The sequence below is a fragment of the Cyclobacterium roseum genome, from assembly GCF_010119225.1.
Lineage (GTDB): Bacteria > Bacteroidota > Bacteroidia > Cytophagales > Cyclobacteriaceae > Cyclobacterium > Cyclobacterium roseum.
This window is the reverse complement of record NZ_WNKF01000010.1, coordinates 31144-57166: the sequence shown is the minus strand read 5'-3', so window position 1 is coordinate 57166 and position 26023 is coordinate 31144. Positions and strand designations below refer to the sequence as shown.

Below are 26023 nucleotides of genomic sequence, written 5' to 3'. Positions count from 1 at the left end.
TCAGATTTTCTCTTCGGAACGAAAGCGCATGCTTTCCGGATAAGGATAGGCATGGATGAGTTCTCCTTTAGTGAGCTTCGTTTGTATTTCTTTCCAGTATTCAGGATCAAATAGCTGTGGGTTGGATGCGATAAAAAAGTCTCTGACATCGCTTCTACCTATCATAAACCGCTTGAAATCCTCCGGAAACACGTCATTTTCTCCTATATCATACCAGGGTGTGGAGGAATAAATCTGTTCATAGGTTTCCGGTTTGGGCTTGGCTCTAAAATTCATCTGTACCAGAAATTCAATTTCATCGTAGTCGTAGAAAATAACCCGGTTTTGGCGGGTGACCCCAAAGTTTTTGGTCATCATGTCACCAGGGAATATGTTCGCCTGAGCCATTTGAAGGATGGCTTTGGCATAATCGTTTACCACCACCCGGGCAAGTTCCAGACTGCAGTTTTCTAGAAATATATTCAGCGGAGTAAGGCGCCTTTCGATATATAAATGCCTGATAATTAACGTGTCTCCTTCGATTTTCAATAGGGAGTTAACCGTTTTCTTTAATTCCCGCATTAGATCCGGGTGGATGCGATGAAGCGGAAGTTTGAAATTTTCGAACTCATGCGTATCGGCCATCCGACCGACCCGATCATGTAATCCTACCAATTTGTATTTTTCCCGGACCTGTTGGCGGGTCATGTTTTTTGGCGGGTCAAAATGATCCTTGATCAGTTTGAACACAATATTGTAAGAGGGAAGGGTGAAGACGGTCATTACCATTCCTTTTATTCCCTGAGCGAGCACGAAATCGTCCTTGCTGTGCCGTAAATGGTTGGTAAAATCCCGATAAAAGGAAGTTTTGCCATGTTTGTTGAAGCCGATGGCATTGTACAGTTCGTAGGGACGTTTGTGCTGAATGACCGAATTAAGAAAGGCGACGGTTTGAGAGGGCGTTTGAATGGGTGCCATAAAATAGGAGCGGGTATAGCTAAAAATGCCACTCATAATATTGGGATCAAAGATAAGGGTATCGGCAAACACCCCTTTTTCATTATGAACAAAGGGGATGATGAAAGGCATCCACTTTTTTCCCAGAAAGGTTCTCCCGATCAGGTAGGCGGCCTTGTTTCGGTAAAAAATATCCCGCAACACTTGAGTTATGGTTTCAGAAGTGGCTGGGTACCGGCTAAAAATGACTTGTCGTACCTCCTTCTCCAAAAACGTAATATCCCCTTCTAAATCATAATAGGGGGCACCAAAATCAAAATCATTCAGTATTTTCCTGAAAATAGTTTGAATGTTATCACTGGCAGGATAGCTAAAAAACAGGCTTGTGTCTATCTTAGCTGGCAACTCATCAAAGGGAGCCTCCACAAACATCAATGCTTCCTGTATGCTGTTTCCCGGATAGGTTTTCCTGAATACAGAATTGAAAAAAGTAGCTGCCAGTTCTTTATCTGTTCTGGCTTTTATTTTCTCCAGGTATACGGATTTAAGAACTTTCCAGGAATCCGCATGGGCTATTTTTTCTCCAAGTTGATCCCGGCATTGAGGCACGATGTTTTTCAGGTGATCTTTATAGAGTCGAAGTCTTTTTTTATGATTTTCCTGAAGGGCTTTCCAGTCCCTATGGACGAAATTGGCCGGTATTTCCCGGGTGACCTGGTTAAAGTTGAAAATGTATTGGTCGTACCCATTTAAAATGGTCAGGGCCGTTTGGTAAAGGTCGTCTTTTGTCATGCGATATATTAGGAAGAAAATACGGAATTTCAGGTTGGATAATAGGGTATTATTTTTACCTGTCAAAATTTATTGCCTTTGGAATTGTAGATTTATTCATTAAATTTCGATGAGTTTGTTCATTTTATATGAATAAAACCCAATAGGTTTAATAGGTTTGATAAGTGAAAAAGGCCTGAATGGTATTCAGGCCTTTTTTCAGCTACCAAGTAAGGAAATACATGTATGGAATTGAGACACCTGGTTCGCGTTCTGGAGGATCTATTGAAAGAACCATTACCCGGCCGAATGGGGCAGCAGGCCATGGCACCCGTACCCTTGGAGGAAGAACGGTTTGATAGCCGAAGGATGGAAAGGGCCAGAAAAGGGGCCGTATTAATGTTGATTTGTCCGTTTGAAAACGGAATACGGATACCCTTTATCAAGAGGGCTGTTTACGAAGGCGTGCACAGTGGTCAAATAGCGTTTCCTGGTGGGAAAATGGATCCGGGCGATAAAAATCTGGAAGAAACGGCCCTTCGGGAAACGGAGGAAGAGATAGGGGTTGCCCGTGAAAAAATACAGCTTCTGGGAGTCTTGTCCGATTTGTACATTCCTCCCAGTAATTTTTCTGTCAGGCCGTTTGTGGGATTTACGCCTCATCCGCCAATCTTCAGCCCCGACCCCAGGGAGGTAGCGCGATTAATTTCCTGTGATTTTGACTGGCTACTGGATGAGAATAATAAAAAGGAGAAAGATTTTCCCCTTCCATCCGGTCAAACGATCCAGGCTCCCTATTTTGATATAGACCAGGAGGTCATTTGGGGAGCCACAGCCATGATATTAAGTGAATTTTTAACGATTTGGAAAAATAAATAAAATGGGGGATAGTGCGCTGATTCAAGACGATGCCGTGGTTTTTGGGCTATTGATGGCCGTATTGGGGCTGGTTTTTTACACCTCGGCAAGTGATCATCCCATTTTCAAAGTCATTTATCGATTTGTGCCAGTGGTATTGCTATGCTACTTTATTCCGGCCCTATTCAACACATTCGGCTTAGTCTCTGGTGCTGATTCCGGTTTGTATTATGTCGCCTCCAGGTATTTACTGCCCACCTCCCTGGTGTTACTGACCCTGAGTATTGACTTGAAGAGCATTTTGAAATTGGGGCCAAAAGCGTTGATCATGTTTTTGACGGGAACTTTTGGAATTATTTTAGGTGGGCCGGTTGCCTTGGTGCTGGTATCATCTTTATTTCCAGAGGTTTTGGGAGGCTTGGGTGCCGACGAGACCTGGAGAGGCTTAGCCACGATTGCTGGTAGTTGGATTGGAGGCAGTGCCAATCAAACCGCCATGCTGGAAGTGTTTGGTGCCAGCCCGACATTATTCAGCCAAATGATAGCGGTAGATGTCATTGTTGCGAATTTATGGATGGCTTTTCTACTTTACTGGGCAGCGAAACCGGCCCTACCTGACAGGTTATTGAAAGCGGACACGACTGCCATCACTCAATTAAAAGAAAAGGTTGAAAATTATCAAAATAGCATCCTCCGAATTCCACGGCTTTCAGACACCATGGCTATTCTTGGATTGGGGTTTGCGGTGACCGGTATTTCTCATTTTCTCGGAGGAAATATGGCGGCTTTTATTTCTGAAAATTATCCTTCGCTTAAACAGTACTCGTTGGATTCGCCCTTTTTCTGGTTGGTAATCCTGGCAACTACCGGAGGTTTGCTACTGTCTTTTACCCGATGGAGAAAGCTCGAAGGGGTAGGGGCATCAAGGATGGGTAGTGTCTTGTTGTACGTTTTGGTAGCCACCATAGGCTTACAAATGGACCTACGTGCCGTGTTGGATAATCCACTTTTCTTTCTTATTGGGCTTATTTGGATGGCTTTCCACATCTTTTTCATGCTACTGGTGGCATTTCTGATACGGGCTCCCTTTTTCTATGTGGCCATAGGCTCACAAGCGAATGTGGGAGGAGCTGCCTCTGCCCCGATTGTAGCCTCTGCATTTCACCCTGCCCTTGCTCCGGTGGGTGTATTGCTCGCCGTGTTGGGTTATGCATTGGGTACCTATGGGGCCTACATTTGCGGGCTGCTACTGCAGTTAGCTTTTGGGAACTAATTTATTGATAGCCGATGAAGAAAAGAAGAACATTTATCTTTGCCTGTACTGGATCGGATTGCAAGTCAAACGGAGGCAAAGCCTTTGCGGAAGCTATAAAAGAGACCATTAACGAGAAACCTTTTCGCGGAAAATTTAAATTGGTGAAGACAAAATGCATGGACTGTTGCAAATCCGGTCCCGTAGTAGTTATAAAAAATGAACTCATTAAAAAAGGCGATCTGGAACAATTGGTAAAAGAATTGGCGCAGGAATAGTAACTCGGTTTGCCCTATTTGTTTTCCTGTATAGGAGTGAAACTACGTTATGCCTATATTATTAGGATAAATTTGTGATGAAATTGATTTTTGTTAGTAACTTGAGGGATTGATAGTGAGAAGCAAAACCCGTGGCGTATCAGACTGATTTTCCTGCGGTTAAGAATAAATTACCCAGTTTTTAAAATGGAAAAAGGATTTGAGCAAAATCTATTTCAACGCTCTAAAAATGGAAGCGAACTATTTTTGGTTTTTAATGGAAATCAACTTCTTTTATCGGAAGGTGACTGGTCTCCCTATAAGAAGAACGGGACCGATTGGAAGGCCTATCTCGCGGGTTTTGATGGTCTGATCCCGGAAATTCAATCGTATTTCGAAAGTGAGCAGGAAAAGGGGTTGATGTTTGAGTATCTTTTTGATGGGGAAGAAAATAAGCCGCAATTAAAATTAAAAATTACAGGAAAACAGGCAGATGGTATAGGGAAAATCTGCCTGCTGACCGGGTTCAGGGAAGAAGGTACTGCAGGATCAAAGAACGGTATTGAAAGAGAGGCCTCGAACCCCTCGCAAAATGCAGAGCACTTGCTCCATCGCAAGGTAGAATTTGAGCGGATGATCAATTGGGTTTCCACGCGGTTTTTAAATGCTACCGATGATGAATGGGATCAGGTTTTCCTCAAGGCCCTGTCAATGATCGCCAACGCACAGGGTGCCGATCGGGCTAATTTTTTTCTGGTTTATCAGGAAATAGAAGTACTGGAATGTGTCTTTGAATGGGAAAAAGACACGGTCCATCCTTCAATAAAAATAGAGAAATCGCTCTCTTTTTCCGGGCAGGCCAGTTTTATGAAAAAACTGAAGGATTCCAGGTTTCGTGCCATCAATGATTTACAGGAGTTTCCAGACCTACATCCTTTTGAGGCAATGATGGCCGAAAGGTTTGGTATACGGGCCTTTATACTCGTCCCCATTTTTGCAGAAAATAAGTTATTGGGCCTCTATACCTTGAGCAGTTCTTCCCGGCAAAAGCATTGGGTACAAAACCACCGGGATGAATACATTCTCAAGCAATTGGGAGATGTGTTCGGGGCGGCATTCATTAACCGATCTACCAAATCCAGGCTTTTTAGAAACGAAAAACTACTTAGCTCTACGGAGATACTCGCCAAATCCGGTTCCTGGCGTTTCAACAATTCCGATCGAAAAATTTATTTTTCAAAAGGGATCAATCGGATCTTTGAAATGGACCCGGATACCGATGGCACCAGCATCCGAAATTTCTTGAACCTGATACGACTGAAAGATAAAGAAAGGGTGAAATCGATGGTTCAGAAGGCCATTAACCAGAGGAAGTCTGTTTCGGGCGAATTTATTTTCACCACGATCAATGGTAAGGAAAAATACATTGCTTACGGAGTTCAGGTAAATCAGTTAACATCTCAGGGGAACCTGGAGGTGTTCGGCTATTGCAATGACATCACCGAGAAGAAGACGGTAGAGCGAAAGCTGCTTTTTGAATCGCAAATCCTCGCTCAGGTCAACGAACCCATCTACGTTACCGATCTGAACCTGAAAGTGATTTATATGAATCAGGCAGCAATATTTGAAGGGGAACCTCAACCCAATGGACAAGGTAAAATAAGTGACTTTTTTAAGATTACCAATCCGCCATCCAAATCTTTTCAGAGCCTGGTTCGAAAAGCGGAGGACCTGGGAATCTGGGTGGAAGAATTACAGATCCTGGATAATTCCGGTCAGGTTCAGCCCTACGAGGTTTCGGTCAAGCCCATCAAGAATATAGAAATAGAAAAGATCGGTTATTCGTTTCTGATTCGGAATATCACCTCCAAAATTCAACGGGAGGAAATGGCGAAAAAGGCGAAGTTAATCGTTGAAAATAGTCCTGCCATTTTATTTGAGGTGGCGCCCAACCAGGGCTTTAAGCTTTCATTTATCACCGAAAACATCAATCAATTTGGTTATCAGGCCGAGCAGTTGATCGAACAAGCTGCCAGTTTGTTGGATTTCATCCATCCGGAAGATTTGGGTGTTTTTGAGAAAGAATTAAACCACCCGGAAAAAACCCAATATAACCGGGAATACCGGTTGCTTTCAGGGGATGGGACTTACCGCTGGGTGGAAGATAAAATACGACCGGTCTTCGACCAGCAGGGGAACGTCCTGCTTTATGAAGGGCTGCTACACGATGTCACCGAACGGAAAAACGACCGCCTGGAAATCGAAAAAATAAAAAACAGGTACCGGGTCCTGGCATCAAATATCCCTCATACCAATGTTTTTCTTATAGATAGACACCTGAAATACCTGGTGGCAGAAGGGTCAAATTTTAAATATTGGGGGCTGGACAAGACCTATTTCGAAGGTAAATCCATTCAGGAAGTCCATACCACCACCCTGGATGAAGTAGAGCCTTTGTTTAAAGATGCCTTGGAGAAAAAGAATACCGTCAGCAAAGTGATCCCCTACATGAGTCGGTTTTATGAGTTGACTGCCAAGCCCATTTATTATGGAGGACAATTGGAATATTACCTGGCAATCGTTCGTGATATTTCAGAGGAATACAAGGCGAAAAAAGAACTGAAAAAAAGCGAAATTAAATACCGAAATCTGGTGGAAGAGTCCACCGAGATTATTTTTTCGATCACGGCCCAGATGGAGCTGAGCTACGTTTCTCCCAATATCAAGCAATTTCTGGGCTACGAGACCTATGAATTTACGAGTGGGGATTTTACGGATTTTCTACATCCTGAAGACGCACAGGTTTTTTTGGACGGGGAAGCCAGTCCCATCAGTTATTTTCAGGAAAACCCGGAATTTGAATTCAGACTTCGGCATAAGAAAGGACACTTCAGGGTTTTTAGTTCCAGCGGAAAGGTGATCAAAGATGAAAAAGGAGAGGTCCGCTATTACACCGGAATTGCCAGGGACATTACCAAACTCAAAGAAACCCAAAAAGAACTTCGCAAAGCCAAGGATAAGGCAGAATCCGCACTCAATGCAAAGAGTCAATTTCTGTCTGTTATGAGTCATGAGATCCGAACCCCCATGAATGCGGTAATTGGGCTTTCGCACCTGCTCTTGGAGGATAACCCCAGGGAGGATCAGTTGGAGAATCTCCGAACCCTGCAATTTTCGGCTGAAAACCTTCTGGGCCTAATTAACGACATCCTGGATTTCAATAAAATTGATTCCGGAAAACTCATCCTGGAGAAAGTACCCTTTGAGCCAAAAAACCTGATAAACAGAATCATTCATTCCTATTCGTATCAAATTCGGGATAAATCGCTGGAGATTATTTATGAGCCTGATTTTGAACTTCCTAAATTGCTGATAGGCGATCCGGTCCGTATTGCCCAAATACTCAACAATCTGGTGAGTAATGCGATTAAATTCACAGACAGGGGTTACATAAAAATTACACTGGAACAGGTGAAACAAAAAGAGAACTGGGTGACGGTCCGTTTTGCTGTAAAAGACACGGGAATAGGGATCGCCAGAAGTAAGATTAATTCCATTTTTGATGCCTTTACCCAAGCCAGCTCCGATACCACCAGAAAATATGGAGGTACCGGACTGGGGCTTGCCATTGTGAAGAAGCTTACCAAACTTTTTGGGACCGACATTCACCTGGAATCCAAATTGGGGGAGGGATCTACCTTTTGGTTTGAAGTAGATTTTGAGATTCAGGATGAAGTGCAGGAATTGAAGGCAACGCACACCATTCATGAAAATGGGAAATTGGGAGAAAAGAAAATTTTGGTGGCAGAGGACAATCAAGTCAATCAGGTGCTTCTGAAAAAATACCTTTCCAAATGGGGAGTGGGAGAAATCAGCTTTGCCGCAAATGGAAAAATTGCCCTGGATTATTTTTTCAAAGATGATTTTGACCTGGTGCTTCTGGATTTGCAAATGCCCGAAATGGATGGGTTTGAAGTAGCTAAGATTATTCGTAAACTCGACCTGCTATCCAAGAGAAATGTCCCCATAATAGCCTTAACGGCTTCTTCCCTGATCGAAGTAAAAGACCAGCTGGAGGCATCGGGAATGGACGACTACATATCGAAACCGTTTACTCCGGAAAACCTCTATGGTAAAATCATCAAATACCTTTGATCCAGGCAGGATGAAATAGGTGAGTGGTATGGTTTTTCCCCGGTTTAAGTTCTACCTTTGCATCTTTAAACGGCATTATGAGAGGAATTTTATTTGTTTTGCTGCTCTTTCTAGGCCTGACTGGAAGTCTGCAGGCTCAGGAGAACCTATCCGAGCGGTCGACCCTTTATTTTCTTTTGGGAAGCTCCGGATCCAACATTCGGGAGTTTAATGACATGTTGGCCGAGAAGGGGATTTCCCCCCTTAGGGGAGGTTATAGAACATTTGGTCTGGGGTACCAGTATCGCCTGACAGATTTCATCTTGGGTTTTGAGCTTTTTCAGAATAACGGCACCAATTCTTATTTCCGGGATTACACCCTGGATCATCGTACCACCCGTTTTTATCTGAATATTGGGTATTCACTCACCGAGGAGGGCCGCTTTCACTTGATCCACTACATGTCTCTTGGAGCAGGGTACCTTAATTTTCAAATGCTCACCGATGACCGAAAGGTGACGGATTTGGGAAGTTTTCTGGATCAGCCGGCCCAGGGGTTTCTTATTCGTCAGCATGACATTCAGAGAGGCAGCTCCAATTTGGGTGGGTTTCTGACGGAAATTGGCTTTCAGTTTGGGTACGATATACCCCTACCCCTTTTCGAAGAGAATTTGGGGATTTTAGGAAAATTCGGGTATTCCTTCAGTCCTTTCGAAGGAGCCTGGAAATTGAACGACATTACCTTCGATAACCTGCAAAGTGGGGCCTTTTTTCGATTGGGAGCGGCACTCTCCATGCCAGATCAAAACTTGTTTTTTCCCGACGCAGGAATTGGAGTACATTTCTTTTATGGAAAAACCTTCCGGAACCCCGAGCGGTTAAATGCTTACTTGCAGGAAAATGGATGGAATCCATTGGGAAGCACTCCTTCTAACCTGGGGATGAAAATTCTGGGAGAAAACAGAAGGTGGATTTACGGAGTAGATGTAGTAAACGTCGCCAATAGCGGGCAAGCAAGTGAAGATTACCAACAGACGCTAAATAGTGTGCGGGTGTATGGAAATTATGGCTATCAGCTGTACAAGCGCCGCAATCTGGAAATGGGTGTCATCGGTGGAATTGGCTACGGTAATATCCGCTACACGCTTGAAAGTAAGAATAAACCCGATTTCCCCTTGTTGTTTGAAGAACCTGATTTTGACGGGTACCTGCGAAACAGTGGGATCATGAGTAAATCAGAACTTTTGATATCCTATTCCATGCCGCTTTCAAAAAACACCTTTCGGTTTGTTTATTCTCTTCATGCGGGATACGAAGTTCCGTTGAGTCGGTATCGTCTTGGTGAACTCTCCATGGCAAGGTATCTTTCCGGTCCCTATTTCCAGATAGGCCTGGGTCTTCGCCCCTAAGCAGGGTGGATCTCCATTTTTCTAATTCTCATTTTACCTTTCCAAAGCAAAGTTTTTTAAAAAAAGGGATTTTTTTTGCTGAATTCCTGTTACTTTTGGCATTGCTTATCGAGAAAGACGGAGGGTAGGGCCCTATGATGTCTTAGCAACCTGATGTGACAAGGTGCTAATTCCCGTTCCGGAAATGCCGGATAAAGATGAGCCGAAAAAGTTAGATAAACCTTTCTAGTTTTACGCCGGTTCATGCTCGTATAAGTTTTTTATAAATTACGACAACATGCCAAACAGAACCGAATTATTACTGCAGCAGTTACAGAAAAAAATCTTGATTTTGGACGGAGCCATGGGTACCATGATTCAGCGGTATGCCCTGCAGGAGGAGGATTTTAGAAATGAGGCCTTGTATGGTGTTAAAAAATCACTTAGAGGAAATAATGACCTGCTTTCCCTTACCCGGCCTGAAATAATCAAGGATATCCATAAAGCGTATTTTGATGCCGGTGCGGATATTGTTGAAACCAATACCTTCAGCAGTACCTCCATCGCCCAGGAAGATTATGGATTGGCCGACCTGGCTTACCAGCTCAATTTTGAATCGGCAAAACTGGCCAGGGAAGTGGCCGATGCCTGTACGGCATCCAATCCGAAAAAGCCCCGATTTGTCGCCGGAGCTATCGGTCCTACCAATCGAACTGCTTCCCTTTCACCCGATGTGAACGACCCCGGATTCCGGGCCATTAACTTTGATCAGCTAGTAGAGGCTTACAGTGAGCAGGTAGAAGGACTGCTCGATGGGGAGGTAGACATACTACTTGTAGAAACGGTTTTCGATACGCTTAACGCCAAGGCGGCACTGTATGCTATACAGGAGGTTTTTGAGAAGCGGAGCATTCCGTTGGATCCGCATGAGGGGGGGATTCCCATCATGGTTTCCGGAACCATTACGGATGCCTCTGGCAGGACCCTCTCGGGACAGACGACGGAGGCCTTCTTGATTTCGCTTTCTCATGTTCCCTTGTTGAGCATCGGTCTTAATTGTGCCTTGGGAGCAAAAGAACTCCGGCCGTACCTGAAAGTATTGGCAGAAAATGCCCCTTTTTACGTCAGTGTCTATCCCAATGCGGGTTTACCTAATGAATTTGGTAAATACGATCAGGGACCCGGAGAGATGAACGAACAGCTCGAAGCTTTTCTTGAGGAAGGTTGGGTCAACGTCGTGGGTGGATGTTGCGGTACCACTCCCGAACACATAGCAGCCATTTCCAACACAGCATCCAAATTTTCGCCGCGGCAATTAAAGGCATCTATTCCAGAAAAATAATTTCATGAGCGAAACGAACAACAAACCCACATTGAAACTTTCCGGATTGGAACCCTTGGTTTTTGGTCCGGCGATCAATTTTGTAAATATCGGGGAAAGAACCAATGTAACCGGTTCCAAAAAATTTGCCAGGCTGATCCTGAATGGCAATTATGACGAAGCACTGGAAGTAGCCCTGGACCAGGTGCGGGGAGGTGCTCAGATTCTGGACGTGTGCATGGATGAAGCCATGCTCGATGGCGAAGCCGCCATGGTAAAATTCCTGAATTTGATTGCTTCCGAACCCGAGATCTGCCGGATCCCGGTGATGGTAGATAGCTCCAAGTGGAAAATTATTCTTGCTGGCCTTAAATGCATACAGGGCAAAGGCATCGTCAATTCCATCAGTTTGAAAAATGGCGAGGAGGAATTCATCCAGCAGGCCAAAACCATCAAAAAATTTGGGGCCGCTGTCGTCGTCATGGCCTTCGACGAAAAGGGGCAGGCCGATAGCTATGAACGAAGGATACAAATTTGTCAGCGGAGTTACGACATTCTTACCCGGGAGGTAAGGTTTAATCCGCAGGATATTATTTTCGACCCCAATATTTTTCCCGTAGCCACAGGAATGGATGAGCATAGGACCAATGCGATCGATTTTTTCAGAGCAACCCGATGGATCAAGGATCACCTTCCGGGTGCAAAAGTCAGTGGAGGCGTAAGTAATGTGTCCTTTTCCTTTCGAGGAAATAACCCGGTCAGAGAGGCCATGCATGCGGTGTTTTTATACCATGCCATCAAAAACGGCATGGATATGGGAATCGTCAATCCAAGCATGTTGGAGATTTATGATGACATCCCGAAGGACCTATTGCAACACGTGGAGGATGTGATCTGGAACCGGCGGGAGGATGCCACCGAGCGTCTCCTGGATTTTGCAGAAACGGTAAAATCCCAGGGTAAGAAAAGTAAGACCGATGAAGCCTGGAGAAGTCAACCCGTAGAAAAGCGCATACAACATGCCCTGGTGAAAGGTATTCTGGACCATATTGTGGAAGATACCGAAGAAGCCCGGCTGTCTCTAAACGACCCTCTAAAAGTAATCGAAGGCCCCCTGATGGATGGAATGAATGTGGTTGGCGACCTTTTTGGAGAAGGGAAGATGTTTTTACCGCAGGTGGTGAAAAGCGCCCGGGTGATGAAAAAGGCGGTAGCCTACCTGGAGCCCTTCATGCCGCTCCCGGAAGAAAATGAAGCTGACGATGCAAAATCTGATAACATTAACCGGATCCTACTGGCCACGGTGAAAGGCGACGTTCACGATATAGGAAAGAATATTGTGGGAGTGGTTTTGGCCTGTAATAGTTACAAAATCATCGATTTGGGGGTCATGGTGGAAACGGAAAAGATCATTGACGAAGCGGTGGCCCAGCAAGTGGATATCATTGGTTTGAGTGGATTGATCACGCCATCGCTTGACGAAATGGTGAATGTGGCCTCAGAGATGGAAAGAAGAGGGCTTAAAATTCCCTTATTGATAGGTGGTGCCACCACTTCCCGAATTCATACGGCCGTTAAAATTGACCCGGTATACAGTGGTACCGTGGTGCATGTAGCAGATGCTTCGAAATCCGTACCGGTAGCAGGAGAGGCGATCAGCAAAGATACCAAGGAAAAATACCGACTCGAAATGAAGGCATTGTACAGCAAGTTGCGCGATGAACATGAGGCCAAGCAGCAGGTAAAGCAGTTGGTGACCTATAAGGAAGCCAAAACGAATCCGGTTCAATTGGACTGGTCTGCTTATCAGCCGCTTATCCCCAAAAAGCTGGGCGTACAAGTACTGGAACATCTGGACCTGGGCATTATTCGAAAATACATTGATTGGACCCCCTTTTTTAGTACCTGGATGTTGGCAGGTAAATTTCCTAAAATATTAAAGGATCCGGTAGTCGGTAAGGAGGCGTTGAAACTTTATAATGATGCCAACAACATGCTGGATCGGATTGTGAATGAAAGGTGGTTGAAAGCCAAAGCCGTCCTGGGGCTGTTTCCCGTTCACCGCTCGGGAGATGACTTATTGGTTGATCCGGAGTTTACTTCCAGCAAGCAGTTTGTGTTCCATTTTCTACGACAACAGGGACGAAAGGGCAAAGGGGTTCCCAACCGTAGCCTGGCGGACTACATCCATCCAAAGAAAAAGGATTATTTCGGGGGATTTGCCGTCACGGCTGGCCTTGGAATTGAAGCTAAAATTAAAGCCTTTCAGGAAGAAGGGGACGATTACAACGATATCATGCTGAAGGCCATGGCAGATAGACTTGCCGAAGCAGCAGCAGAGTACCTGCACGAACAGGTAAGGAAAGTGTATTGGGGCTACGATCCGGATGAATTGCTGGACAATGAGGGGCTGATAAGGGAATCCTATACGGGAATACGTCCGGCTCCCGGGTACCCTGCCTGTCCGGAACACTCGGAGAAACGCACCTTATTTGATTTGTTGGAGGTGGAAAAAAATATTGGAATGACCCTTACCGATAGTTTTGCGATGTATCCTACCTCATCGGTTAGTGGCTATTATTTCGGGCATCCGGAAAGCAAATACTTCGGGCTGGGAAAAATCGGGGAAGACCAGGTGGAAGATTATGCCCGGCGTAAAGGGGTCTCCAAGACCCAGGCAGAAAGGTGGCTTTCGCCGAACTTATCCTATTCCCCTCAGTTGTCCCACGAAGGTTAATGCCTGAGCATATCAAAAAAACGAAATGAAAGTAACAGAGTACATAAAAGCTGCAGAGAAAACATTATTTTCCTTTGAAATTCTGCCCCCATTGAAAGGGCAAAGCCTTAGTAACCTTCTGGAGGGGATCGCTCCTCTGATGGAGTTCCAGCCTCCTTTTATTGATGTCACCTATCACCGTGAAGAATACATTTATAAAAAACATGCCAATGGCTTGCTGGAAAAAGTGAGCACACGGAAGCGTCCGGGAACGGTGGGGATATGCGCCGCCATCATGAACCGGTTTAAGGTTGACGCTGTGCCGCACTTGTTGTGTGGTGGCTTTTCAAAAGAGGAAACCGAAAATGCCCTGATTGACTTGTATTTTATCGGCGTGGAAAATGTACTGGCCCTGCGTGGGGATGCCCCCAAGACGGAAGCGAACTTTGTACCCCACAAGGACGGGCACCGGTACGCCTCCGATTTGGTTGGCCAAATTGTCGGCATGAATCATGGCCGCTACCTAAATGACGAAACAGAAGTTGGCTTTCGAACCGATTTCTGTGTGGGCGTAGCTGGTTATCCCGAAAAGCATTTTGAAGCTCCCAGCCTGAATTTTGACTTGAAAAAACTACAGGCAAAGGTGGATGCCGGAGCCAGCTACATCGTTACCCAAATGTTTTTTGATAATAAAAAATTCTTTGCCTTCGTAGAAAAAGTGCGGGAGATGGGCATAGACATCCCCATCATTCCGGGATTGAAACCCATTACGACCCTTTCACAAATCGTCAACCTTCCCAAAATTTTCTACCTGGACCTACCCGATGACCTGTTGGCAGGACTGGAAAAGTGCAAGACCAATTCGGATGTAAAGGAATTGGGCATCGAATGGGCTATTCAGCAAAGCAAGGAGTTGGTCGCATATGGGGTACCCACCCTCCATTATTACACCATGAGCCGGGCCGATGCTACCTATCGGGTAGCTAAAGAGGTTTTTTAGTGGTTTTCTCACCTGCATTTCCTTTTCTAACCATTACATAATAAATCAATCCAGTGGACTACCGGGCGGCAAAAAACCAGTTCAAAGAAACAGAATCACTTACTTTTAAATATCCAAAAGGGAAGTGCTTTCGATGGGTAAAGGCTGGATCCTGGCAGCCCACAGGCAAGGGCGTATTTTTGATCCATGAGACCTACCAATTGCAAGCTTTGGTGGGGTCGTTTTCAGAGGTGGCGTTGGACCTGGTGGAATTTTCTCCGGATACGGTGATGTTTCATAGCCCCCCGAAAGGCTTTTTGGGGACTGAGATGATTTCCGAAGGATTGATTACATTTGCATTGATCAAATCACCTTATTGGCACCGGCTCCTGTTTGAATTGCGGGAAATCGTGTACATGGAGTGGATTCCGGAGTTGGTAACCCCTGACCTGATCGGCTCCGACCAGGCATTTCCGCTTGCGGAAAAGGGAGCCAGATCCATTGAACTTCATGCCGACGGAAAGGTGAAAATACATAACGCATGAATCTAGAAAAATCGTTAGATAAAATACCCATTTTTCGCCAGGTGGGGGCAGTAGCTGACCAATTGGAAATGGAAATCTACCTGGTAGGCGGTTATGTCCGGGATTTGCTATTGGACCGGCCGAGTAAGGACATTGATTTTGTGTGTATAGGAGATGGCATTCGCCTGGCCAGAGCGGTAGCCGAGTCATTGGAAGAGAAAACTTCCGTCAGTGTTTTCAAAAATTTCGGTACTGCCATGATAAAGGTAGGGGATTGGGAGGTGGAATTTGTCGGAGCGCGAAAGGAATCCTACCAAACCGATTCCAGAAAGCCCAAGGTGGAGGCCGGCACCTTGCAGGAGGACCAGGAACGTAGAGACTTTACGATCAATACCCTGGGAATTGCGGTCAATAGGCGAAATTTTGGGGAATTGGTGGATCCTTTTGACGGTGTCAGGGATCTGAAGCGAAAAATCATTCGCACGCCATCCGACCCGGACATCACCTTTTCTGACGACCCCCTTCGGATGATGCGGGCCATTCGGTTTGCATCCCAGCTAAAGTTTGACATTGCCCCGGATACCTTTGACGGCATCATTACGAATGCTAGCCGGCTTTCCATTATTTCTGGTGAGCGGATCATAGATGAGTTGAACAAGATCATCATGACCGACAAGCCCTCCTATGGGTTTAAGTTGCTATTTGTTAGCGGATTGCTGGCAGAATTTTTTCCGGAGATGGTGGCCTTACAGGGAGTGGATTCGGTCGGGGATAAATCACACAAGGACAATTTTTACCATACCTTGCAGGTGCTGGACAATGTGGCAGCCCGAACGGATTCCCTTTGGCTGCGTTGGGCGGCGATTATGCACGATATTGCCAAGCCCGCCACCAAGCGGTTTAATCAAAAAGTAGGCTGGACTTTCCACGGGCACGAGGACAAGGGAGCCCGTATGACTCCTGGGATTTTTCGAAGATTGAAACTTCCGATGGACGAAAGAATGAAATACGTTCAAAAGTTGGTAAAATTGCACCTGCGACCGATTGCGCTGGTAAACGACAAGGTAACGGACGCAGCGCTTCGTAGGTTACTGTTTGAAGCCGGAGACGATATTGAAGACCTGATGCAGCTATGTCGGGCAGATGTAACGTCAAAAAATGACCACAAAGTCAAACGTTTTTTGGCGAATTTCGATAAAGTAGACAAGAAATTACAAGAGGTAGAAGCCAAAGATCAATTAAGAAATTTTCAACCTCCTGTATCCGGAGATGAAATCATGGCTATATTTGATCTCAAACCTTCCCGGGTGGTAGGGGATCTGAAAGAGGAAATCAAAGAAGCTATCCTGGAGGGACAAATTCAAAACAATAAATCTGAAGCTTTGGAGTTAATGTACCGATTAGCCGCAAAAAAAGGAATTGAGAAAAAAACAAACTATTGATGATGAATATGAAATATGCTGTATTGATTATGTTGCTGTGTTTCAGTACACTTGGGGTATTGAGGGCGCAGGAAGATGCCAGACCCGACTCCACCATCGCTGCCGCTTCCGGCAGCAAGCAGGCTCAAAATGAGGTAGATAACCGGATTTACTCCCTGGCCATGAGGTATAACGACGTATCCGTGGCCAAAATAAAGCTTTATGAGCTCATGGAGCGAAATCCCCGGAATCTTTCCTATGCCGAAACTCTGGCTTCCCTGTATTTTGAGATGGAACAGTATGGTTCAGCGGCGCTGGTTTCGTTGGATATTCTGGAAAGAAACGATGAAAGCCTTACCGGTCTTAGAGTAGCCGCTTTTTCCCTGGAGCAACTTGGTGCCTTGGAACGCGCCTTGCCGCATTTTGAATCCTTACATTTACTTTCGGGAGATCTTTTTAGCTTGTACAAAACCGGATACCTACAATACACCCTGAAAAAATACGATGAAGCCCTGAATTCAGTTAACATGCTGATTAAGGATAAAAAGGCAGCCGAGCAAAATTTAAACTTTCCTATGGGTGATAACAACACGCAGGAAGTCAGCATGGTGGCAGCGGCTCAGAACCTGAAGGGATTGATATATAAAGACCAGGGAAGTGCTGAGGAAGCCAGAGCAGCTTTCGAAGAAGCGCTTGCGCTCAGTCCTGAATTTCAATTGGCAAAGGAAAATCTGGGAGAGTTGTAATTTTTCCAATAATTCTCAGTACGCAGCGGCCTGTCCCATAATTGTAGGGGCAGGCCATTGTTTTTTTAGGTCCTTACTTTTGGGTTTTATTCTCCTCTTCGTTTTCATTAAAAAGCGCTTTCATGTCCTTTTTTTAAGTGATGAAACAGTAGGCCGGCTACAATCATCCACATGCCTGGACCGATGTTTTCCAAATGACGCATAAGATCCATATGGGGATCTTTAACAAAAATGATCAAATGCAGGGCAAAATAGACACCGGCACAGCTCAGAAAAACGTATTTCATCAGGTTCAGTAGATTTTTCATGGTTTCTTTTTGTTCAAGCTTTATTTTCATCCGATTAGTCGATGAGGCAAAGGTATCCGCATTTTATGGCCAGTGAATTGACCTATGTTAAGGAATTACTTACCTTGAGGAGAAACTAATGGGTAAAAAATATTCTCGCAGGTATGTCATTACCACAACCGTCTCTTTCTGCTGAGGAATACAAGCAGCACCTCCAAACTGCCAGGGAGTTATTACATGCCTATTTACCGATGAGTGAGGAGCAATGGGAAGTATTTAAGCAGGGATTTAAAATCAGAAAATACAAAAAGGACGATTTCATTTTAAATGAGGGCGATACCGAAAAGTACCTCTCGATCGTACTTATTGGCAGCACCCGACATTATTTGATGGTTAAAGGGGAAGAAAGGTCCTTTGATTTTTCTTTTCAACATGAGTTCAGCTGTTCTTATTCCAGTTTTATTCAACAAGAACCATCGCAGTTTTGCATACAAGCCATGGAGGAAAGTGTGTTAGCTTCTTTACCTTACCGGTTTTTAGAGCATTTGTACGAGCAATATCCCGAAAGCAATTATTTTGGTAGGACAGCAGTAGAGCAATATTACCTTTGGAGGGAAAAAAGGGAAATTTCCCTGATGGTAGATTCTGCCCGGGAAAGGTATGTTAGACTGCTTGAAAAATACCCCATCTACCTGGAACAAGTGCCTTTGAAATACTTGGCATCTTATCTGAACATCCAACCGGAATCCCTTAGCAGGATTAGGAAAAAACTCCTGGAAGAGTCCTGAACGCTCAATCAATTCACAATAATATGAATACCCACACTAAAGATTTCAAAGACTGGTATGCCGATCAGGGAGAGGCCTTATTAGACCTATTAAAGCACCGGTTTGAAGAGCATCCGATCCGGCACCAGGGACATTCCTGGACACCAATTCAAAAAAGGCTGGAAGAACAGCCGGAAAAGCTCTGGTCGCTACAGCAGATGGAGGACACAGGAGGTGAACCGGATATGGTAGGCCTGGATTCAGAAACCGGCAGTATTCTCTTTTTTGATTGTTCCCCCGAAAGCCCCAAAGGGCGGCGAAGTGTTTGCTACGATAGGGAAGGGTTGGAGTCCAGAAAGTCCTATCCCCCGGAAAAAAATGCGCAGGACATGGCTCGCTCCATGGGGGTTTCCCTGCTGACGGAAGCCCAATACCAGTACCTCCAACAGTTTGGCCCGCTGGACACCAAAACCTCCAGCTGGTTAGATACCCCCCAATCCGTTCGGCTTCTGGGCGGAGCCTTGTTTGGTGACTACCGCTACGGTCGGGTGTTTATCTATCATAACGGGGCACAGTCCTACTATTCCGCACGAGGCTTTCGGGCAGCATTATTGGTTTGAATCAGGTTTCAGACTATTCACTGACGGGATAGGGCTCCAACAAATGTGAGAAAAGCATCGCTTATTAATGGAATCCTACGCTTTTTATTCCGTCCATTCGTGTAAATCGGGAGAAAGGTAGTCGGGATCAAACCGATTCATTCCGATTCCCCGACCAATTCCCAACCGGATCTATTATTTTACAAAACGATAGCAGATAGATCCCGGCATCGCATCCCACTGTGTTCGCTGCGGCTTCTTGGCAGTCTTGGCGTGAAACCGTTTTCCGAATTTTTTTACCCTCCAAAAATGGTCAATCACGATGCCATGTATTCAAGTATCTCATCCCGCTGCGTTCGCTGCGCCTTCGCTGCGGTCTTGGCGTGAAACCCTTAGCTAAAATACTTTTCCTCATATAAACCAACCTCCGGGAATCGATTTTCACTGCCAGGATAGCCAATAGGTATCGTCACCAAATAGCAATAGCGGCAGCCTGGTATCAAAAAACACCCGTTCACGCTTGATTCCTTATCCGAAATCCCTAATTTGACCAATGAAAAAGGGGGAGGGATGTTGGACATCGTACCTATACACGCAAACCCCTTCCAAGACATAGTTTTATACTGATGTTGTGGCACATGCAAAAACAACCAACAGTTAACAAAGCGGGAATTTTGTCGTATATTTAGTAATATTTTAGTGCTTTTGATTATGAACATTGACGCTATAAAAGTGGAACTAATTGACTGGATTGCCAAGCTCAATGACCAGCGGGACATCATTAAGCTAATGAATTTGAAAAAGCGACTCAGTGCCAAGAGTAAATCGAACCAGAAAATATTTGGTTCGGGAAAGCACTTAATTGAGTTCATCGATGATGACTTCAATGCTCCTCTTGATCAATTCGGAGATTATCAAAAATGAAATACCTGATTGATACTCATATACTACTTTGGTATATGGTAGGTGATAATAGAATAACTCAAGACACTCAGACCAAAATTGAGAATATTGACAATACAGTATTTCTAAGTAACGCAAGTTTATGGGAGATTGCCATCAAATTAAACATCGGCAAATTAAAATTAAAAGGCAGCTTGACTGATCTTGAGGAATATCTTAATCAAAAAGGATTTATTATTCTTGAGTTCAATTTTGAAGACCTGGAAACACTTCAAACGTTACCTTTCCATCATCAAGACCCATTTGATCGAATGATAGTATCACAAGCAAAATCCAAATCGCTGGAAATAATAACAAATGACATTCAGGTACTAAAATATTTCGGATAACCCGAAATGAATAATTAAATTGGGAGTCATTTGTCCCACCGCCACTTCTATCATTACCTCCAATCACCCTTCCGAAGCAGATAAATGACGATGCCACACACTCCCGGTTTGCATCCCGCCGCGTTCGCAGCGCTTCGTTGCGGTCTTGGCGTGAAACCCTTAACTAAAATACTTTTCCTTGAAAATAACCAACACCCGGAAATCGATTGTCACTACCAAAATATCCAAAAGGTATCGATACCAAATAGCAATAGCGTCCGCCTGGTATCAAAAAACACCCGTTTACGATTGATTCCTTATCCGAAATCCCTAATTTGACCAATGAAAAAGGGGAAGGGATGTTGGACATCGAACCTATACACGCAAACCCCTTCCAAGACATAGCTTTATACAGATGTAGGAAAATATTAATTAATAATTTAAAATAAGTAAAATTGATAATTATGGAAACCTATTACAAACCAGAAGATTTAAAAAAGTTCGGTAACATTGGAGAGTTTCAAAAGAAGCTGGCTGACAAATTTTTTGACTACTACGGAGAGGTTTTCAAAGAAGGTGCTCTTACGGGCCGTGAAAAGGCGCTGATTGCATTGGGAGTGGCTCATGCTATTCAATGCCCTTATTGTATTGATGCTTACACTTCGGACACCTTGGAAAAGGGCTGCACAGAAGAACAGTTAATGGAGGCTGTGCATGTAGCCGGAGCTATAAGAGGTGGCGCTTCTTTGGTTCATGGTGTGCAAATGATGAACCAGACTAAAAAGATAATGATGTAATATGAAGTCATTAAAAGCTCAGGGACATCTGTTCGCCAGCTCAGATGTGCAAATGGAAGTGCTGAATAAAAGCGATCATGAACCCTTCGACAGCAAGCTGAAGGATGCTGGTCTGTACCCGTTTAAACCAACCGGGATTGACATATTTCAGGTAAATCTAGGTAAAATGTGCAATCAAACCTGCAAGCACTGCCATGTGGATGCCGGACCCGACCGAAAGGAAATCATGACCCGCAAAACCATGCAGCAATGCCTGGATATACTTGCCGTTCATGACATTCCTAAAGTTGACCTTACGGGTGGTGCTCCTGAAATGAATCCGAATTTTCGCTGGTTTGTGGAAGAGGCAGCCGCTTTAGGAAAACACATTATGGATCGTTGCAACCTGACGATTATTACGGCTAATAAGAAATATAACGATTTACCGCAATTCTTCGCTAAACATGGGGTAGAAGTTATTTCTTCATTACCCCATTATACTTCCGTGCGAACGGACAGGCAAAGAGGTGATGGTGTGTTCGACCGATCGGTAAAGGCTATCAGAATGTTAAATGAAATAGGGTATGGCATTGAAGGAACAGGATTAGAGTTGAACCTTGTATATAACCCAACCGGAGCCATTTTGCCCGGCCCGCAGGAAACACTTGAAGCGGACTATAAAAGAGAACTTAAAAGGCGGTTTGGCATTGAGTTCAATAACCTCTATGTAATTACCAACATGCCAATCAGTCGTTTTCTTGACTATTTGTTGGTAAGTAATAATTATGAAAATTATATGCAAAAACTCGTTGAGGCCTTTAACCCAAATGCAGCCGGTAAGGTGATGTGTCGAAATACCCTCTCTATAGGATGGGATGGATATATCTATGACTGTGACTTTAATCAGATGCTTGACATAAAAGTTAAAAGTACAGCACAACACCTATCGGATTTTGACTTTGAAGGGCTTAATAGCCGGGAGATTGAGGTGAATCAGCATTGCTATGGTTGTACTGCAGGCCCGGGGTCCAGTTGTGGCGGACAAACATCCTGATAATTGAATGAGCGTTTGCAAACAATACCTATACGCAATGGGGGCTGAGGGAATAACCGAAAAGTCTCATGTTAGAAATTATACACATGCACCTCCTTTGTTTGCTATCAAAAATGGTCACGTTAGTAAAATTAGTAGTGGAATTAAAACCTCATACCTCTAAATGGGTGAAGACGCAGTAACAGGGTTGCAGGAAAGGGAAATGCCCCCTTCCTTCCTAACCGATTTGGTTATCCTGCCTTAATTCCACTACCTAATCCTATATTCAACTAACAAAGACTGTCAGGGTTCATCTACTCAACGTGTGTTGTTAGTTGAAATTCAATAAAAACCTGACAGGTTTGCGGATATTAGTTTTCCTGTATTTCCAACCCTGCCCGTTTGATTAAGGCATCGGTTTTGGGACCTCTTCCCCGGAATCTTTTGTAAAGTATTTCCGGGTGCTCTTTTCCTCCCATCGCCAGGATATTATCCCGGAAGGAGTGGGCCGTTTCGGGATCGAAAATGCCCTTTTCGAGAAACAGTTCGAAGGCATCCGCATCGAGGACTTCCGCCCATTTGTAGCTGTAATACCCAGCCGCGTATCCGCCTTGAAAAATATGCGAAAAGGAGGCACTCATCAGGGTTCCTTCGACGGGTTCCAGAAGCTCGGCCGGCTTGGTGACCTCCCTTTCAAAGCTTGCAATGTCCCCGATTTGGGAAGGATCGGTCGAATAATAGGCCATATCGAGTAATCCAAGACTGATTTGCCGTACGGTTTGATATCCCTGATGGAAATTGGCCGCTTTTTTTATCCGCTCTATCAGTTGTTGGGAGATGGGTTCCCCTGTTTGATAATGCCTGGCAAACAGATCCAGGCAGTCTTTTTCGTAGCACCAGTTTTCGAATATCTGCGAGGGAAGCTCCACAAAATCCCAATAAACGTTCGTTCCGGATAGGGATTCAAAGTTGCCATCTGCCAACATACCATGTAGGGCGTGGCCAAATTCATGAAAGAGGGTGGTTACCTCATTGAAGGTAAGTAAGGAAGGTTTGGTTTTGGTAGGTTTCGTAAAATTGCAAACGATGGACACATGGGGTCGTTGCTCTTGGTTATCTTTTCGCTTTTGACCGCGGTAGATGGTCATCCAGGCACCGTTTCTTTTGCCTGCCCGAGGGAAAAAATCAGCATAAAACACCGCCAAATGGGCTCCTTTTTCATCTTTCACCTCATAAGCCTTCACATCTTTATGATATACCGGGATGTTGGTGTTTTCCTCAAACGTAATCCCGAATAATTTCTGAGCCGTCTGGAAAACGCCCTGAATGGCACGGTTTAATTCAAAGTAGGGCTTCAGCAACTCGTCATCTACATCAAATTTCTTCATTTTTAGTTTTTCAGCGTAGTAGCCTACATCCCATTTTTGAAGCTTTTCCAAGCCATCCCTTTCCCTGGCAAAGGCCTCCAGTTCGTTTACTTCTGCAACGGCTTTTGGATGGGCTTTTGTAAGTAATTCATCCAAAAACGCCATGACCTTTTTCTCGTCTTTGGCCATTCGTTCTTCCAGGACGAAGGCGGCAAAATTGGAATACTGAAGAAGCTTGGCCCGCTCGTCTTTTAGCTGGACGATCTCCTTGATGATAGGCCGGTTGTCCAGGGCATCCCCTTTAGAAGCCTTGGTATTATACGCAATAAACAGTTCCTTTCTCAGCTCCCGGCTGGCAGCATAGGTCATAAATGGAATGTAGCTGGGATAGGCAAGTGTAAATACCCATTTTCCGGCTTTTCCTTTTTCTTCTGCCGTTTGAGAGGCGGCTTCAACCACTCCTTCCGGTAGTCCTTTCAGGTCTTCTTCCTTGCTGATGACCAATTCGTAGGAATTGGTTTCCTTCAGTACATTCTCTCCAAATTGCAGCCCCAGCCTGGAAAGTTTCTGGTCGATTTCCCGCAATCGCTTTTTGCCATTGGCATCCAATAACGCTCCATTCCGGATAAAGGATTTATAGGTTTTCTCCAGCAGGGTATTTTCTTCCGTGGTTAAATCCAATGCCGCCTTCTGCGAATAGGCCTGTTGGATACGGTCAAAAAGATCCTCGTCCAACAGGACATCGTTGCTGTGGGCAGATAGCAGGGGGGATATTTCTCGGGCCAGTTTTTGAATCTCATCAGTGGTTTCCGCTGCATTCAGGTTAAAGAAAATGGACGCAACCCTCGATAATATTTCCCCTGAATTTTCCAGGTGGACGATGGTGTTAACGAAATTTGGTTTCGAAGCTTCTTTTATCTGGGAGATTTCTTCCTTGGCCTGCTGGATGGCCTCTTTTATGGCAGGAAGGAAATGTTCATCTTTGATCAATTGAAAGGGAGCGGTTTCAAAAGGGGTATTGAATTTTTCCAGTAATGGATTCATATCGTATATTTATATTGAATTGCAAAATTAACAAAATAATGGAGACAAGTAAGGGATTGCCAGAACCTAAAGCCGGAAGTTACAAGCCGTTCTATAAGGGCTATGTCGCCCGGGTGTTGGGAATGGACCTGAGGAAAATTTCGGTAGAACAGGAAAATTTCATTTCAACTGTTTTCAAGGATTTGTCCCCTGCAGCAGCGTCCGCACGTTACCAACCGGGAAAGTGGTCTTTCAATCAGCTTTTGGGCCATATGCTGGACACCGAGAAAATAATGCACTTCCGGGCCTTGTGCATCAGTAGGGGCGAAAAGGCTTCCTTTCCTGGATTCGATCAGGATCTTTATGTGCATTCTGCCGATTTTGATTACCAATCTCCCCAAAAATTACTGGCGGCCTTTCTGCTTCACCGGGAATTATTATGGGAATTTATAGAGCAGATATCACCTGAAAAATGGCACCTGGAAGGACGGGTAGATAATCATCCCATGTCGGTATCTGCGCTTGTTTACATCATTTTTGGACACATGGAGCACCATATAGCACTTCTGAGAAGCCATTACCTTCCCTTGCTTGCACCCGAAGCTCCTTTGTGATTTTTATTACTGTTTCCAAACGGTACAAGAAGTACTTTTGTTATCAAATAAAACAGATAGAATTATGGCCAGTGGAAAAAGTTTCTCAGAAATCATCAATAGTGATCAACCCGTCCTGGTGGATTTTTACGCCACCTGGTGCGGTCCCTGTCAGATGATGCAGCCCATCCTTCAGGAAACAGCAGCCAAAGTAGGGGCGAAAGCAAAAATTATCAAAATCGATGTGGACAAAAATCCGCTAGCTGCCAGTAAATTTCAAGTACGAGGCGTTCCAACGCTGATCTTATTTCAACATGGGAAACCAGTATGGCGGCAGTCCGGAGTAGTTCCCGCCCATCAATTGATCCAGGTTATCGACCGGCAATTGGCAGAAACTGCCTGAGCAGGTTTTTATCTCGTCCTACCTCCTTTTGAAGGACCAGGTGATGGAAAAGGAGGTAGGACTTTCTCCGTTAGGAAGCTGACTGTTTACAACTACGGTGACGTTGGCGGTATCTCCCTTTTGTCTTAATCCGGCAAGGGTCTCCCGGATTTTGTTCCCATCCAGGCAGGTCATGGTGACCGTCTGATTGGCTTTTTTTGTAAATGTTGCTTCAAAATGAGTGACCAGCATGGAGTAGGAACCCTGGCCTTTCGTATGTAACAGGCAGAGGGCACCGCTAGCCAATTCAGCGGCACCTGCCAATGCCGAGAAATAAATGGATCGGAAGGGGTTGGTGGACCTCCAATTAAAGGGAAGTTGGGTCTGACATTGCTCCAGGTCCAGGCGGGAAATACGTATCCCCCAAAAAATCACCGATGGTAATTTCCGCATCATGTACCAAACAAAAGACGGCGCAGAAAGGAGGGATTTTTGGATTTTTTGTTGGCGGGTATTCATAACGAATGGGGCTATGGCAATTTCTTGCCAGTTTGGAGCTCGATCTCAATAGGTTTACAATATAAAAAAACCGCAGCCAAAATGACTACGGTTTTTTCTTTAT

General features: G+C 44.7%; 23 protein-coding genes and 1 riboswitch. Of the genes, 19 read left to right on the top strand and 4 right to left on the bottom strand.

Annotated features, from left to right (window positions below; genetic code table 11):
• Complete coding sequence (gene aceK / locus GJQ68_RS14635) at positions 1 to 1728, bottom strand: bifunctional isocitrate dehydrogenase kinase/phosphatase (protein ID WP_162418002.1); 1728 nt, start codon at positions 1726 to 1728, stop codon at positions 1 to 3.
• Between the two features lie 225 nt (positions 1729 to 1953).
• On the opposite strand from aceK, the gene GJQ68_RS14630 reads away from it, so the two are divergent.
• The 11 genes from GJQ68_RS14630 (at position 1954) to GJQ68_RS14580 (ending at position 17303) form a co-directional block, all read left to right on the top strand.
• On the top strand, positions 1954 to 2586 hold the full coding sequence (locus tag GJQ68_RS14630; RefSeq protein WP_162418001.1) for an NUDIX hydrolase: 633 nt from the start codon (positions 1954 to 1956) through the stop codon (positions 2584 to 2586).
• A gap of 1 nt (position 2587) precedes the next feature.
• A complete protein-coding gene (locus tag GJQ68_RS14625; RefSeq protein WP_162418000.1) occupies positions 2588 to 3838 on the top strand; it encodes a DUF819 family protein in 1251 nt (416 codons plus the stop codon).
• A gap of 14 nt (positions 3839 to 3852) precedes the next feature.
• Positions 3853 to 4095 (top strand): (2Fe-2S) ferredoxin domain-containing protein, encoded by a 243-nt coding sequence (locus tag GJQ68_RS14620; protein ID WP_162417999.1) that lies wholly within the window; start codon positions 3853 to 3855, stop codon positions 4093 to 4095.
• 186 nt (positions 4096 to 4281) lie between these two features.
• Entirely contained in the window at positions 4282 to 8229 is a 3948-nt protein-coding gene (locus GJQ68_RS14615; RefSeq protein WP_162417998.1) for a PAS domain S-box protein, read from the top strand.
• Positions 8230 to 8306: 77 nt separating this feature from the next.
• Positions 8307 to 9617 (top strand): hypothetical protein, encoded by a 1311-nt coding sequence (locus GJQ68_RS14610; RefSeq protein WP_162417997.1) that lies wholly within the window; start codon positions 8307 to 8309, stop codon positions 9615 to 9617.
• Positions 9618 to 9719: 102 nt separating this feature from the next.
• Positions 9720 to 9821, top strand: a riboswitch (SAM riboswitch).
• A gap of 73 nt (positions 9822 to 9894) precedes the next feature.
• Positions 9895 to 10938 carry a homocysteine S-methyltransferase family protein gene (locus GJQ68_RS14605; RefSeq protein ID WP_162417996.1) on the top strand — a complete coding sequence of 348 codons (1044 nt, stop codon included), beginning with the start codon at positions 9895 to 9897 and terminating at the stop codon, positions 10936 to 10938.
• A gap of 4 nt (positions 10939 to 10942) precedes the next feature.
• Positions 10943 to 13654, top strand: a complete 2712-nt coding sequence (gene metH, locus GJQ68_RS14600; protein WP_162417995.1) for a methionine synthase — start codon at positions 10943 to 10945, stop codon at positions 13652 to 13654.
• A gap of 25 nt (positions 13655 to 13679) precedes the next feature.
• The gene (gene metF / locus GJQ68_RS14595) at positions 13680 to 14633 is read left to right on the top strand and encodes a methylenetetrahydrofolate reductase [NAD(P)H] (protein ID WP_162417994.1); all 954 of its coding nucleotides are present in this window, start codon (positions 13680 to 13682) and stop codon (positions 14631 to 14633) included.
• 53 nt (positions 14634 to 14686) lie between these two features.
• A complete protein-coding gene (locus GJQ68_RS14590; RefSeq protein WP_162417993.1) occupies positions 14687 to 15157 on the top strand; it encodes a hypothetical protein in 471 nt (156 codons plus the stop codon).
• Positions 15154 to 16578: a CCA tRNA nucleotidyltransferase gene (locus GJQ68_RS14585; RefSeq protein ID WP_162417992.1), complete on the top strand. Its 1425-nt coding sequence runs from the start codon at positions 15154 to 15156 to the stop codon at positions 16576 to 16578. The genes GJQ68_RS14590 and GJQ68_RS14585 overlap by 4 nt, the downstream gene beginning before the upstream one ends.
• On the top strand, positions 16578 to 17303 hold the full coding sequence (locus GJQ68_RS14580) for a tetratricopeptide repeat protein (protein WP_162417991.1): 726 nt from the start codon (positions 16578 to 16580) through the stop codon (positions 17301 to 17303). Before GJQ68_RS14585 ends, GJQ68_RS14580 begins: the two co-directional genes overlap by 1 nt.
• A 107-nt stretch (positions 17304 to 17410) precedes the next feature.
• Here the strand turns inward: GJQ68_RS14580 and GJQ68_RS14575 are convergent, their stop codons facing one another.
• Positions 17411 to 17611 carry a hypothetical protein gene (locus GJQ68_RS14575; protein WP_162417990.1) on the bottom strand — a complete coding sequence of 67 codons (201 nt, stop codon included), beginning with the start codon at positions 17609 to 17611 and terminating at the stop codon, positions 17411 to 17413.
• A gap of 143 nt (positions 17612 to 17754) precedes the next feature.
• Between GJQ68_RS14575 and GJQ68_RS14570 the strand changes: the two genes are divergently transcribed.
• From GJQ68_RS14570 to arsS, 6 genes are all read left to right on the top strand, one after another.
• Positions 17755 to 18378 (top strand): Crp/Fnr family transcriptional regulator, encoded by a 624-nt coding sequence (locus tag GJQ68_RS14570; protein ID WP_162417989.1) that lies wholly within the window; start codon positions 17755 to 17757, stop codon positions 18376 to 18378.
• A 23-nt stretch (positions 18379 to 18401) separates the two neighbouring features.
• The gene (locus tag GJQ68_RS14565; RefSeq protein ID WP_162417988.1) at positions 18402 to 18977 is read left to right on the top strand and encodes a DUF4256 domain-containing protein; all 576 of its coding nucleotides are present in this window, start codon (positions 18402 to 18404) and stop codon (positions 18975 to 18977) included.
• A gap of 690 nt (positions 18978 to 19667) precedes the next feature.
• Complete coding sequence (locus GJQ68_RS14560) at positions 19668 to 19880, top strand: hypothetical protein (protein WP_162417987.1); 213 nt, start codon at positions 19668 to 19670, stop codon at positions 19878 to 19880.
• Positions 19877 to 20248 (top strand): type II toxin-antitoxin system VapC family toxin, encoded by a 372-nt coding sequence (locus GJQ68_RS14555; protein ID WP_162417986.1) that lies wholly within the window; start codon positions 19877 to 19879, stop codon positions 20246 to 20248. The genes GJQ68_RS14560 and GJQ68_RS14555 overlap by 4 nt, the downstream gene beginning before the upstream one ends.
• Before the next feature lie 443 nt (positions 20249 to 20691).
• Positions 20692 to 21024, top strand: coding sequence for an arsenosugar biosynthesis-associated peroxidase-like protein (locus GJQ68_RS14550; RefSeq protein WP_162340106.1), 333 nt, complete (start codon positions 20692 to 20694; stop codon positions 21022 to 21024).
• Between the two features lies 1 nt (position 21025).
• On the top strand, positions 21026 to 22057 hold the full coding sequence (arsS, locus tag GJQ68_RS14545; RefSeq protein ID WP_162417985.1) for an arsenosugar biosynthesis radical SAM (seleno)protein ArsS: 1032 nt from the start codon (positions 21026 to 21028) through the stop codon (positions 22055 to 22057).
• A gap of 350 nt (positions 22058 to 22407) precedes the next feature.
• Here the strand turns inward: arsS and GJQ68_RS14540 are convergent, their stop codons facing one another.
• Positions 22408 to 24447 carry a M3 family metallopeptidase gene (locus GJQ68_RS14540; protein ID WP_162417984.1) on the bottom strand — a complete coding sequence of 680 codons (2040 nt, stop codon included), beginning with the start codon at positions 24445 to 24447 and terminating at the stop codon, positions 22408 to 22410.
• A 38-nt stretch (positions 24448 to 24485) separates the two neighbouring features.
• Here GJQ68_RS14540 and GJQ68_RS14535 point away from each other — a divergent pair, with 38 nt between their 5' ends.
• Both GJQ68_RS14535 and trxA read left to right on the top strand, forming a co-directional pair.
• The gene (locus GJQ68_RS14535; RefSeq protein ID WP_162417983.1) at positions 24486 to 25040 is read left to right on the top strand and encodes a DinB family protein; all 555 of its coding nucleotides are present in this window, start codon (positions 24486 to 24488) and stop codon (positions 25038 to 25040) included.
• 64 nt (positions 25041 to 25104) lie between these two features.
• Positions 25105 to 25422, top strand: coding sequence for a thioredoxin (trxA, locus tag GJQ68_RS14530; protein WP_162340110.1), 318 nt, complete (start codon positions 25105 to 25107; stop codon positions 25420 to 25422).
• An 18-nt stretch (positions 25423 to 25440) separates the two neighbouring features.
• Here the strand turns inward: trxA and GJQ68_RS14525 are convergent, their stop codons facing one another.
• Entirely contained in the window at positions 25441 to 25920 is a 480-nt protein-coding gene (locus GJQ68_RS14525; protein WP_162417982.1) for a DUF4442 domain-containing protein, read from the bottom strand.
• Between the last annotated feature and the right edge of the window lie 103 nt (positions 25921 to 26023).

Coding starts and splice junctions, on each gene's coding strand:
- GJQ68_RS14605 (WP_162417996.1), top strand. CDS start 9,895: ATGCCAAACAGAACCGAATTATTACTGCAGCAGTTACAGAAAAAAATC.
- GJQ68_RS14585 (WP_162417992.1), top strand. CDS start 15,154: ATGAATCTAGAAAAATCGTTAGATAAAATACCCATTTTTCGCCAGGTG.
- GJQ68_RS14540 (WP_162417984.1), bottom strand. CDS start 24,447: ATGAATCCATTACTGGAAAAATTCAATACCCCTTTTGAAACCGCTCCC.
- GJQ68_RS14580 (WP_162417991.1), top strand. CDS start 16,578: ATGATGAATATGAAATATGCTGTATTGATTATGTTGCTGTGTTTCAGT.
- trxA (WP_162340110.1), top strand. CDS start 25,105: ATGGCCAGTGGAAAAAGTTTCTCAGAAATCATCAATAGTGATCAACCC.
- metF (WP_162417994.1), top strand. CDS start 13,680: ATGAAAGTAACAGAGTACATAAAAGCTGCAGAGAAAACATTATTTTCC.
- GJQ68_RS14575 (WP_162417990.1), bottom strand. CDS start 17,611: ATGAAAAATCTACTGAACCTGATGAAATACGTTTTTCTGAGCTGTGCC.
- GJQ68_RS14565 (WP_162417988.1), top strand. CDS start 18,402: ATGAATACCCACACTAAAGATTTCAAAGACTGGTATGCCGATCAGGGA.
- GJQ68_RS14610 (WP_162417997.1), top strand. CDS start 8,307: ATGAGAGGAATTTTATTTGTTTTGCTGCTCTTTCTAGGCCTGACTGGA.
- GJQ68_RS14550 (WP_162340106.1), top strand. CDS start 20,692: ATGGAAACCTATTACAAACCAGAAGATTTAAAAAAGTTCGGTAACATT.
- GJQ68_RS14620 (WP_162417999.1), top strand. CDS start 3,853: ATGAAGAAAAGAAGAACATTTATCTTTGCCTGTACTGGATCGGATTGC.
- metH (WP_162417995.1), top strand. CDS start 10,943: ATGAGCGAAACGAACAACAAACCCACATTGAAACTTTCCGGATTGGAA.
- GJQ68_RS14630 (WP_162418001.1), top strand. CDS start 1,954: ATGGAATTGAGACACCTGGTTCGCGTTCTGGAGGATCTATTGAAAGAA.
- GJQ68_RS14555 (WP_162417986.1), top strand. CDS start 19,877: ATGAAATACCTGATTGATACTCATATACTACTTTGGTATATGGTAGGT.
- GJQ68_RS14560 (WP_162417987.1), top strand. CDS start 19,668: ATGAACATTGACGCTATAAAAGTGGAACTAATTGACTGGATTGCCAAG.
- arsS (WP_162417985.1), top strand. CDS start 21,026: ATGAAGTCATTAAAAGCTCAGGGACATCTGTTCGCCAGCTCAGATGTG.
- GJQ68_RS14570 (WP_162417989.1), top strand. CDS start 17,755: ATGTCATTACCACAACCGTCTCTTTCTGCTGAGGAATACAAGCAGCAC.
- GJQ68_RS14535 (WP_162417983.1), top strand. CDS start 24,486: ATGGAGACAAGTAAGGGATTGCCAGAACCTAAAGCCGGAAGTTACAAG.
- GJQ68_RS14625 (WP_162418000.1), top strand. CDS start 2,588: ATGGGGGATAGTGCGCTGATTCAAGACGATGCCGTGGTTTTTGGGCTA.
- GJQ68_RS14615 (WP_162417998.1), top strand. CDS start 4,282: ATGGAAAAAGGATTTGAGCAAAATCTATTTCAACGCTCTAAAAATGGA.
- aceK (WP_162418002.1), bottom strand. CDS start 1,728: ATGACAAAAGACGACCTTTACCAAACGGCCCTGACCATTTTAAATGGG.
- GJQ68_RS14525 (WP_162417982.1), bottom strand. CDS start 25,920: ATGAATACCCGCCAACAAAAAATCCAAAAATCCCTCCTTTCTGCGCCG.